Source organism: Marinobacter sp., assembly GCF_041690455.1.
Lineage (GTDB): Bacteria > Pseudomonadota > Gammaproteobacteria > Pseudomonadales > Oleiphilaceae > Marinobacter.
Genome location: NZ_JAWLHI010000099.1, coordinates 1 through 10,046, shown reverse-complemented (window position 1 = coordinate 10,046; position 10,046 = coordinate 1). Strand labels below are relative to the sequence as shown.

10 protein-coding genes are annotated in these 10,046 nt (G+C 60.8%); all 10 read right to left on the bottom strand.

Annotation, left to right across the window (positions count from 1 at the left end; all coding sequences use genetic code 11):
• Window positions 1-353, bottom strand: a 353-nt coding sequence (locus ACESMW_RS17435; protein ID WP_372988256.1) for a contractile injection system protein, VgrG/Pvc8 family, incomplete at its 3' end; no start/stop codon positions are given.
• A 316-nt stretch (window positions 354-669) separates the two neighbouring features.
• Window positions 670-1,821 carry an ABC transporter substrate-binding protein gene (locus ACESMW_RS17430; RefSeq protein WP_372988255.1) on the bottom strand — a complete coding sequence of 384 codons (1,152 nt, stop codon included), beginning with the start codon at window positions 1,819-1,821 and terminating at the stop codon, window positions 670-672.
• Window positions 1,822-1,870: 49 nt separating this feature from the next.
• Window positions 1,871-2,578 carry an ABC transporter ATP-binding protein gene (locus ACESMW_RS17425; protein ID WP_372988254.1) on the bottom strand — a complete coding sequence of 236 codons (708 nt, stop codon included), beginning with the start codon at window positions 2,576-2,578 and terminating at the stop codon, window positions 1,871-1,873.
• Window positions 2,565-3,332, bottom strand: a complete 768-nt coding sequence (locus tag ACESMW_RS17420; protein ID WP_372988253.1) for an ABC transporter ATP-binding protein — start codon at window positions 3,330-3,332, stop codon at window positions 2,565-2,567. The genes ACESMW_RS17425 and ACESMW_RS17420 overlap by 14 nt, the downstream gene beginning before the upstream one ends.
• The gene (locus ACESMW_RS17415; RefSeq protein WP_372988252.1) at window positions 3,325-4,359 is read right to left on the bottom strand and encodes a branched-chain amino acid ABC transporter permease; all 1,035 of its coding nucleotides are present in this window, start codon (window positions 4,357-4,359) and stop codon (window positions 3,325-3,327) included. Before ACESMW_RS17415 ends, ACESMW_RS17420 begins: the two co-directional genes overlap by 8 nt.
• 2 nt (window positions 4,360-4,361) lie before the next feature.
• Window positions 4,362-5,225 (bottom strand): branched-chain amino acid ABC transporter permease, encoded by an 864-nt coding sequence (locus tag ACESMW_RS17410; protein ID WP_372988251.1) that lies wholly within the window; start codon window positions 5,223-5,225, stop codon window positions 4,362-4,364.
• 164 nt (window positions 5,226-5,389) lie between these two features.
• A complete protein-coding gene (locus ACESMW_RS17405; RefSeq protein WP_372988250.1) occupies window positions 5,390-7,057 on the bottom strand; it encodes a long-chain fatty acid--CoA ligase in 1,668 nt (555 codons plus the stop codon).
• Between the two features lie 24 nt (window positions 7,058-7,081).
• Window positions 7,082-7,861, bottom strand: coding sequence for a 5'/3'-nucleotidase SurE (gene surE / locus ACESMW_RS17400; RefSeq protein WP_372988249.1), 780 nt, complete (start codon window positions 7,859-7,861; stop codon window positions 7,082-7,084).
• Window positions 7,862-7,870: 9 nt separating this feature from the next.
• The gene (locus ACESMW_RS17395) at window positions 7,871-8,944 is read right to left on the bottom strand and encodes a phosphotransferase (protein ID WP_372988248.1); all 1,074 of its coding nucleotides are present in this window, start codon (window positions 8,942-8,944) and stop codon (window positions 7,871-7,873) included.
• A gap of 147 nt (window positions 8,945-9,091) precedes the next feature.
• Window positions 9,092-9,859 carry an SDR family NAD(P)-dependent oxidoreductase gene (locus ACESMW_RS17390; protein WP_372988247.1) on the bottom strand — a complete coding sequence of 256 codons (768 nt, stop codon included), beginning with the start codon at window positions 9,857-9,859 and terminating at the stop codon, window positions 9,092-9,094.
• Between the last annotated feature and the right edge of the window lie 187 nt (window positions 9,860-10,046).

Genomic DNA, 10,046 nt, shown 5'->3' with positions numbered 1-10,046 from the left:
TCGGTACTCTGGCCCTGGAAGATGCGGCTGTTGTGCATCAGGCCGAGGCGCCACAGCGGGGGCTGGAAGATGACTTCGTAACGGGTACGTCGATGGCCGGTGTCGCCCCGGGCGAATTCGTTGACCACGCCGGTGAAGCGGCGCAGGGGTTGGCCGTCCTGCCAGACCACCAGGTCGACAGGTTGTTCCAGCATAAATTCGGCAGAGACGTCAGGATCGGTACTGGCCAACTCCAGTCTTCCCTGGAACAGCTCGGAGAGGCGCTCGGTCAGCGCAAAGGCGACCACGGCGAAATGATCAGAGGGGAAGTCACCGACACGGGCGGTGAATTGCAATCCGCTTGCCTGGGGCATGTCTTCAGTCCTTGAAGGGTTGATTCGGTTCGTTGAATCGGTGCGGGGAATGTGCCATCGGATCCTTGATGGGGGAGCCCGCGAAGTTGGAGAAGGTACCAGTGCGTTCGGAGAAAATCCAGAGTTTGGGGGTGGACTTGAGGATGGGGTCAGATGAACGAGTTCATCAGACCCCTGAGCATGGCCTTGGGGTCTGAAGAAAGCCTTCTTCTGACCCCTTCTTAGGCCGCGGCACAGAGGAGGAGGTGAACTTGGGGTCAGATGAAGGTTTTCATCAGACCCCTGAGTAAGCCCCTTGAGCGGGAGCTCCGAGTATTTAGTCGATTGCCTCGCGCACTATCTTGCCGTCCTTGACCACGGCCAGGGTGGTCTCGGTGACGAAGCCGCCCTTGTCGGTCACGTCCGTTACTTCATACGGATTTTTGCTCGAATCCATGTTGGCCAGGGCGTTGCCGATGGCGCCGCGGATCACTTTCGGGTCGGTGGAATCGGTGGCGTCCATGGCTTCGACCAGGCCGTGCAGCGCGAGGTAGTTGTAGGCGGCTTCGGAGCCCGGCATCTTGCCGTACTTGTCCTGGTAACGTTCGATGAAGCTCTTGGCTGCTTCGGTATCGTAGACGCTCAGGGGCACCACGCCGATGGCGCCTTCCACCATCTCCATACCGCCGGCGACTTCAGCGACTTCGTCAATCTTGGCCTGATCCATGACAATGAAGCCGCCCTGGAAGCCCATCTGGCGCGCCTGCTGAACCACCAGGCCGGTCGGCTCGGAGGCACCGCCGACGAACATGACGTCCGGGTTCTCGGCAATGATCCGGCTGACGCCGGTGAAGAAGTCAGCCGACTTGTTGTAATCCATGGGGTTCTTGGCCACTACTTCGCCGCCTTTGGAGGTCCACTCCTTCTCGATCATGGACGCCCAGATCTTGGCATACTCGTGGGTGGCGCCTGCCATGCCCAGGGTTTTTCCCTGGTGCTCCAGAGCATAGTCGGTGAAGGCACGCACATAGCCGTCAAAGGTCGGCGGAATCCGCAGCGTCAGGGAGTTACCCTTTTCGGTAACCGTCGGCACGCTGGTGTAGGCCATGACCAGGAAGTCGTCCTTCTCGTTGAAGTCCTGCAGGGCAAACACGCCACCGGAGTGGGGAATGAAGACGGCGGGAACGTTGGATTCCTGCTTCAGGCGCTTGGCGTTGGTGGCGGCCTGTGCCGGGGAATACCGGTCGTCCAGGGACACCAGGTTAATGGTGGTCTTCTCGCCATTCAGGTCAAACCCACCGGCGGCGTTGATTTCCTCGGCGGCCATGCGCAGGCCTGACAGGGTATTTTCCCCGTACAGGGCAGCACCGCCACTGAGAGGGCCGGTGAAACCGATGTTGACCTCACCGGCCATAGCGCCGGCAGTCAGAGTCATACCGAGGGTAGCCGCTGCAACAGCCTGACCCAGTGTTTTCACTTTTTTTTTCATTGTTTTCTCCTGGTTTGTTGCGCTCGTCGTTGATCCGTGTCCGGAGCCATCAGGCTCCAATGTATGCTTTGCGAACCTGCTCGTTGCCGAGCATGGCTTCCCGGTCGCCTTCCATGACCAGCCGGCCGTTCTCCATCACGTAAGCCCGGTCGGCGATCTTGAGGGCGGCAAAGGCGTTCTGTTCCGCCAGCAGCACGGTGGTGCCGAGGCTGTTGATCTGCCGGATGGTCTCGAACATCTGCCGGACCACCAGCGGGGCCAGGCCCAGGGAGGGCTCGTCCAGCATCAGCAGCCGGGGCCGGCTCATCATCGCCCGACCAATGGCCACCATCTGCTGCTGGCCGCCGGACAGGGAGCCCGCCGGCTGGTTGGCCTTGTCTTCGAGAATGGGGAACAGCTCCAGCACTTCGTTCAGGCGTTTCTTGTTGCCCTCCCGGTCACGACGATGGACATAGGCGCCCATCATCAGGTTTTGCTGCACACTCATCTGCGGGAACAGCTTACGGCCCTCGGCGCATTGCACCACGCCGGAGGAAACTACGGCACTGGGTTTCATGCCGTTGAGGTGCTTGTCCTCGAAGCGGATATCACCAGCGGTCGGTTTAACCAGACCGCTGATGGCATTGAACAGGGTGGTCTTGCCGGCACCGTTGGCGCCAAGAAGTACCACCAGCTCACCGGTATCGACGGTCATGGAAATGTCGGTGAGGGCCTTGAAGCTGCCGTAGCAGACATCCACGTTCTCAAGCTGCAGCATCTTCATCACCTCCCAGGTAGGCCTCGATCACTACCGGATTGTTACGCACTTCTTCGGGCGTGCCCTCGGCGATCTTCTCGCCGTGGTCCAGCACCATGATCTTGTCCGCCAGGCTCATGATCATGTCCATCTTGTGCTCGATCAGGCAGACGGTCAGGCCGTTGTCCACCATCTTGCGCATGAGCGCGGCAAAGCCCTCGGTCTCTTCCGGGTTTACGCCCGCCGCGGGCTCGTCCAGCAAGACGATCTTGGGATCGGTCGCCAATGCCAGGGCAAAGGCCACGCGCTTGCGCTCTTCCTGGGTGATGTCGGCGATAAACTGGCCCGCCACCTGAGTCAGACCGACGAAATCCAGAGCCTCCATGGCCTTGTCCCGGGCCGCCTTTTCCTCCCGCTGAAGGCGTTTGCTGTTGATCAGCACGTCCCACAGCCCGGAGCGGGTGCGCAGGCGATGGCCGACGATCAGGTTATCCAGCACCGTCGCCTGCTCGAACAGGTTGGTGGTCTGGAAGGTGCGGCCAACGCCCAGCCGGGCCACCTGATCGCAGGGCATACGGGTGACATCCACGCCATCCAGCAGGATTCGTCCGGAGGTAGGCTGATGCAGACCGGAAATCAGGTTGAAGAAGGTGCTCTTGCCGGCACCGTTGGGGCCGATAATGGCGTTGATCTTGCCGGCCTCGAGATCGACAGAGACATCGTTGACCGCCGCCAGGCCGCCAAACATCTTGGTGAGGTGTTCTACCTTAAGCATTGTTCTCGGCCTCCCGTGCGCTGGCTGTCTGGACCTTGCTCGCCTTCTGTTTCTTGCCCGGGGCAAGGGACTGGGCCTTGTGGTGCATCCAGGTCAGGAACTGCCCGGTGATGCCCCGCGGGAAGAAGATCACCAGGATCACCAGCAGCGGGCCGAAAATGATCATCCGGTACTCTTCCAGGAATTGCAGGGACTGGGTGAGCCAGACAATACCCACGGTGCCCAACAGCGGCCCGGTCAGGGTTCCGATCCCACCCACCAGCAGGTAGGTGATCATGTCGAAGGTGTGGTTGATGTTGGCCTCTTCCGGCCCGATGAACCGCACCATACCCGCGTAAAGGGCACCGGCCAGGCCGGCGTAGGTGGTGGACAGCACAAAGGCAAGCACCTTGTTGCGCATCAGGTTGATACCCAGGGACTGGGCCAGCTCATCGCCGTTGCGGATAGCAATGAAGGTGCGGCCGAGCAGGGACCGGGACAGCCGGCCCATGAACCAGATGGAGAACACCAGGAACGCCAGCACCAGGTAATAGAAGGGCGTGGTCTCGGTGAAATCGACAAGGCCGAAACCGGAGGGGGCGGCAATATCCCGGACACCGATCGGTCCATGGGTCAGCTCCTCCCACTTGTCGATCAGCAGGTAGATGATGAAGCCCACGCACAGAGTGAAGATGGCGAAGTAATGCTCCTTCAACCGTAGGGAGACAATGCCCACGAAGAAACCGAGCACCGCGGTAATCACCAGGGCTGCCACGAACGCCGGCCAGAAACTCCAGCCGGCGTCGGCGGTGAGCAGGCCCAGGGTATAGGCGCCGATGGCGAAGAAGCCACCGTGGGCCAGGTTCAGCTGGCCGCAGTAACCGGTGATGATGTTGAGGCCATAGACCGCGATCGCCCAGACGAAGGCGGAGGCCATGACATAGACCTGGTATTCGTTAGCGGCCAGGAACGGAAACACAATCGCGAATGCCAGCAGCGCCATCTTGGCACCGGGCTTCATCAGCAGACTTCCAAGCTTGAACAGCATGATCAGTGCGCCCCCTTCGCAAACAGCCCCTGCGGGCGGACAGACAGAATCAGCACCAGCAACCCGAAGGCGATGATGTCCTTGTAGGCGGTGGAGATGTAGAAGCCACCGAACGCCTCGGCGAAGCCAATGATCATGCCGCCGGCGATGGCACCGGGAATGCTGCCCATGCCACCGAGGATGATGATGACGAAGGCCTTCATGATCACCAAATGCCCCATGGCCGGGTACACCAGGTTGATGGGTGCGTAGAGGCTGGCTGCCACTGCCGCCAGCACCCCGGAGATGGCGAAAGTCATCATGGCGACGCGGTTGGCGTCGATACCCACCAGGAACGCGCCTTCACGGCTCTGGGCCATGGCGATGATGGTGGCGCCGATCATGGTCTTGCGCAGGAACAGCTGCAGGACAATCACCAGGGCGAAGGCGCCAACGATGATCAGCAGCCGCTGTTCCGGAATGATCAGACCGTCGAAATTCATGATGCCGGTGAATGGTGAGGACAGACGGCGGAAATCGGAGCCCCAGAACATCTGCACCACCGCTTCCAGGAACAACAGTATGCCGATGGCGGCAATCTTGTCGTGGATGGGCGGGGAATTGCGCAGGGGGTGGAAGACCAGGCGTTCACACAGGATTGCGAGCACCGCAACAACTGCGGCCGAGCCGGCCATGGCAACCCAGTAATGCACGCCCAGATCCGTCATGAAGAAGTACGACATGAACGCACCGACCATGTAGAGCGCGCCATGGGCAAAGTTCGGAATGTGGAGAATTCCGTAGACCAGGGTCAGGCCGAGGGCTACGAGACCGTAGATGCTCCCAAGGGTTAACCCGTTGATGATTTGCTGGAAGAAAAGGTTCAAATCTGCCCCTCCGGTGTTTGTTGTTATCGGGCGTTATTGAGGCTTCAAACCGCAGGGCCAAATGGCCCTGCCGTCTTGTATGGAACAATTACACTGATCGTCTCAGCTGTCAACATTTTAAAATCCTGTTTCGCTGTGCGATCCTTAATTACTCAAAGGTACCGCTATTGAGACTCCTTCTTCCACTCTTCTTCCTGCAGCGCCCGCCACATCAGCTTGCCGGTGGGTGACTTCGGCAACTCATCGACGAACTCCACGATGGTGGGCACCTTATAGGCGGCCATCTGCTCCTTGCACCAGGTCGTGATGTCTTCGGCGCTGGTCTTGCCCTCGGCTTCCGGTGTCAGCACGATGCACGCCTTGACGGTCTCGCCGCGCTTGGGATCGGGCGCGGAGATGATGCATACCTCATGGATGGCCGGGTGACGGTACATCAATCCCTCGACCTCGGAGGGCCAGACCTTGAAGCCAGACGCGTTGATCATGCGCTTGACCCGGTCGACCATGAAGAAATAGCCGTCATCGTCGTAGTAGCCCAGATCCCCGGTGCGGAAGAAACGCTTGCCGTCGATCTCGACAAAGGCCGCCTCGGTCTCCGCCGGCCGGTTCCAGTACCCGATAGTGACCTGTGGGCCGCTTGAGACGATTTCGCCGGTCTCACCCGGCCCTTTCTCCTGCAGGGTGTCCACACCGATGATGCGGCTGTCCACGTCGAATACCGGGATGCCCAGGCACTGGGGCTTGGGGTGCGCGGTGGGATTGATGTGGGTTGCGGCCATGGTCTCCGACAGGCCATACCCCTCGATGTAGTCCAGCCCGGTCATCCGCTTGAGCTTTTCCGCCACCGCAACCGGCATGGCGGCACCACCGCCCCCGATCATGTTCAGGCTGCTGAGGTCGTACTTGCCGATATCCGGGTTGGACAGGAAATCTACCGCCATGGTGACGATGTTGGTCCAGCCGGTTACCTTGTAGCGCTCGATCAGCCGTGCCGCCGTGGTCCGCTCCCAGCGGGTCATGATCACCGAAGTCGAACCTGTGAAAATCGGGCCGTTCATCGACCCGGTCATGCCGGTGACATGGAAAAAGGGCAGGGTTGCCAGCTGGACACTGTCCGGCGTGGTCAGGTTCCAGAACACCCGGTGTACCGCCGTTGCCATCACCGAGCGATGGGTGTGCATGCAGCCCTTGGGCGCACCGGTGGTGCCGGAGCTGTAGGGAATCACCGCCAGGTCCTCGGGCGTTGCGGTGTGAGGGGCCGGGGTATGACCCGCTGCCATCGCCGCCTCCCAGGTGACCACACCCGGAACCTCTTTGGACCAGGCCGGGGCCGCCACTTCGGCGGGCAGATCCAGGTCGGTCTCCGGATCGATGTAGGTGTTATAGGAAGCAACCACCACCTGCTCCAGGTTGGTCTCACCGATCATTGGCACGATAAAACCCGCCAGCCCCTGCCCGGCCAGGCACACGGTGGCGCTGGTATCGGCAATGAAGTGCTCCAGCTCCGCCGCCCGGTTCATGGGGTTCACTGGAATGACCACCGCGTCGGCGCGCAGGATGGCATAGTAGGAAATGACGTACTGGGGGGAGTTCTGCATGTACAGCAGTACCCGGTCACCCTTGCTGACGCCCTGGGCCTGCAGGTAGCCGGCCATGGTTTCCACTTCCTCGTTGAGGCGCCGGTAGTTCATGGGCGCATCGTAGAAAATAATGGCGGTATGATCGGGATAGCGCCGGGCCGAAATCTCCAGGTTGGTATAAACGCTGGTTTCCGGCAGGGTCATGGTTTTGGGCAGTTCCTTGGGCCAGACCTTGTAATGACGTTCGAACATGGTTGTTATTCTCCCCAGGGTGAATCAGTCAGCCGCTTCGGCGGACAAATCAAAGGTGTCGGTGCCCCCTGGCAGGGGGTCTTCGTGTCGTAAGGGTGTGATGGCCACGGCTTTGTCCCGGAGCACGGTGACATCGGCATTTGGGGCCACAATGTGGCGGGAGCTGCGCTCAAAGCCGAGCCACCAGTACGGCAGGCTGCGGGCGTCACGCCCCGCCAGCAGCTTTGGGCGCTGGATGGAGCCGGTGGACTGCCGGCACCAGCGCGCCGTAGTGATCTCGCCGGCCTCGCAGGCCGGGAAATTGACGTTCCAGGCCCGGGCCTCGCCTGGCTGGTACAGCTTTCGGATCAGGGCTTCGCCGTGGGTTTCCACCGGCGACCAGCGAATGCCATCCCGGGTCAGAAATGCCTGGCTCAGGGCGATGGCCGGAATATTCATGTGCAGGGCACTGAGCACCGCGCCCACGGTACCGGAGTACTGCACCGAATCGCTGATGTTGGCACCGCAATTGACGCCGGACAGCACCAGGTCCGGCGGCCTTTCCCCGAACCACTCGGCCAGGGAATAGAGCACACAGTCCGCCGGCGTCCCCGAGACGGCATAGCGTTTGGCGCCGGTTTCATAGACCCGGAGCGGGCTGTGAATGGAAATGCTCTGGCCGGCGCCACTGCGGTCATGCTCCGGCGCGACCACCCAGACTTCTTCCGCCAGTCGTCGGGCAATGTTCTCCAGAATCGCCAGTCCCGGCGCATTGATGCCGTCATCGTTGGTGATCAGGATGCGTTCGCAAATCGGACCGTTCATAGTCTTTCCTCAGTTTCGTCCGTTCCGGGGACCATCACTGGCAATCTTCCAGCCGATGTCCGCGAGCAGGCTTGCGCGCTTGCCGACCTGGAGGGCATTGGCGTTGGCGGCATTGCCGTCCAGGGCGCGCTTGTAGACCCCCTGCAGGATGGCAGCGAGCCGGAACAGGGAAAAGGCCAGGAACACGTGCCAGTCGTCGATGCCATCGCGACCGGTCTTGGCGCAGTAGCGGGCAATGGTTTCCTGCTCGTCAGGAATACCCAGTGCCTCCAGATCCTCGCCCTGCAATCCGCGCATGCCTTCCATGTCCGAAGGCAGGTAATAAGGAAGGCAGTAATAGGCCAGATCCGCCAGCGGATGCCCCAAAGTCGACAATTCCCAATCCAGAATGGCGATCACTTCCGGCTTGTCCGGCGCCAGCATCAGGTTGCCAAAGCGGTAGTCGCCGTGGGCAATGGCGGTTTCGTCTTTCGCCGGCAGATTCTCCGGGAGCCAGGCCATGAGTTTGTCCATGGCGGGCAGGTCATCGGTTTTCGACGCCAGATACTGTTTGCTCCAGCGGGCTACCTGGCGGGCCACGTAACCCTCGGGGCGGCCGTAATCGCCAAGGCCCACGGCGTTCACGTCTACCGCATGCAGAGCCGCCAGAGTATCGATAGCCGAGTGATGTGCGGGCAAACGGTCCTTGCGATCCAGAGCGCGGAGCGCTGAATGGCTGATGATCCGGCCTTCCAGAAAGTCCATGACATAAAAAGGCGTACCGATGACGTCGCTGTCCTCGCACAACACCCGAACGTTCGGAACGGGCACATCGGTGTTCTCGGATAACGCCCGCATGACCCGGTACTCACGCTCGACCATGTGGGCGGACGGCAGGGTCTTTCCGGGCGGTTTCTTGCGCAGGACGTATCGGCCGCTGTCGGTGTCCAGCAGGAACGTGGGGTTGGACTGGCCACCCTGGAACTGTTTGACCTCCAGGCGGTTGCCGAAATCCGGCAGGGCCTTCTGGAGCCAGGCCAGGAGGTTGGCTTCATCGAATTTGTGGGCCGGGAGGACGTCTACCAATTCCGGAGTCATACTCATAATTACTCTATTTCTTTGATTGGGGGCAGCGGCGCGAGGGTGGGTCTGATTTTCTTTCGGGAAAAACAACTCGCTTCGCTCAGACAATTTTCCCTGCAGAAAATCAGACCCACCCACACGCCTCGGCAAACATTGACGCTTGCTTTCTCAACAAACTGTTTCGCCGCCGTCCGCTACGATGACCTGGCCGGTGATATACGCACTTGCCTTGGTGGACAGGAAGACTGCCAAACCCGCGATATCGACCGGGTCACCGATACGGCGGAGCGGGGTTTTGTCCTCGGCGCGTTTGACGCGGACGGGGTCTTCCCAGAGGGCCTTGGCGAAGTCGGTTTTGATCAGGCCCGGGGCGATGGCGTTGACGCGGATGCCTTTCGGACCCCATTCCACGGCAAGGTTGCGGGCCAGGGCGGCTTCTGCCGCCTTGGAGACGCCGTAGGTGCCGATCACGGTGTTGCCACGCAGGCCGGCGATGCTGGAAAGAAGGACTACCGCGCCCTCGCCTTTTTCCGCCATCTGCGGCAGCACCATGTTGGTGAGCCAGAAGGTGCCTTTGACGTTGGTATCCATGATCTTGTCCCAGGCGTCGTCGGTCATTTCAGCGGTCGGGCCGTAAACCGGGTTGGTGGCGGCGTTGCACACAAGCACGTCGATGCTGCCCCAGGCCTCGTTGGTCTTGTCGACCAGGTTCTGCAGGTCTTCTTTCCTGCCCACGTGGCAGGGAACGGCCATGGCTTCGAAGCCCTGCTCCTTCAACTCGGCAGCCACCTGTTCACAGGCGTCGGCCTTGCGGCTGGAGATGACAACTTTGGCCCCACATTTGGCCATTTCCTCGGCGATGGAGCGGCCGATGCCCTTGGTGGAGCCGGTGATGACGGCAACCTTGCCAGTCATATCAAAAAGCGGGTTAGTCATTGTTCGATCCTCATGCTCAATGCTTGGGGAACGAACGGGGAGGCCCCTGCCGGGACTGTGCAAAACATGGATGTTTTGCACAAGCCTAAAGGGACGTATTCACGGCGTGTCCCGGCAGGTGCCTCCCCGTTTGTTCATGCACCCGTATCAACGGGCCGGACAGAGATCAGCGGTATTGACGGAGTTC

Excerpts from the sequence above, each read along its gene's own strand:
- ACESMW_RS17390 (WP_372988247.1), bottom strand. The coding sequence starts at position 9,859 with ATGACTAACCCGCTTTTTGATATGACTGGCAAGGTTGCCGTCATCACC.
- ACESMW_RS17415 (WP_372988252.1), bottom strand. The coding sequence starts at position 4,359 with ATGCTGTTCAAGCTTGGAAGTCTGCTGATGAAGCCCGGTGCCAAGATG.
- ACESMW_RS17430 (WP_372988255.1), bottom strand. The coding sequence starts at position 1,821 with ATGAAAAAAAAAGTGAAAACACTGGGTCAGGCTGTTGCAGCGGCTACC.
- ACESMW_RS17395 (WP_372988248.1), bottom strand. The coding sequence starts at position 8,944 with ATGAGTATGACTCCGGAATTGGTAGACGTCCTCCCGGCCCACAAATTC.
- ACESMW_RS17405 (WP_372988250.1), bottom strand. The coding sequence starts at position 7,057 with ATGTTCGAACGTCATTACAAGGTCTGGCCCAAGGAACTGCCCAAAACC.
- surE (WP_372988249.1), bottom strand. The coding sequence starts at position 7,861 with ATGAACGGTCCGATTTGCGAACGCATCCTGATCACCAACGATGACGGC.
- ACESMW_RS17425 (WP_372988254.1), bottom strand. The coding sequence starts at position 2,578 with ATGCTGCAGCTTGAGAACGTGGATGTCTGCTACGGCAGCTTCAAGGCC.
- ACESMW_RS17420 (WP_372988253.1), bottom strand. The coding sequence starts at position 3,332 with ATGCTTAAGGTAGAACACCTCACCAAGATGTTTGGCGGCCTGGCGGCG.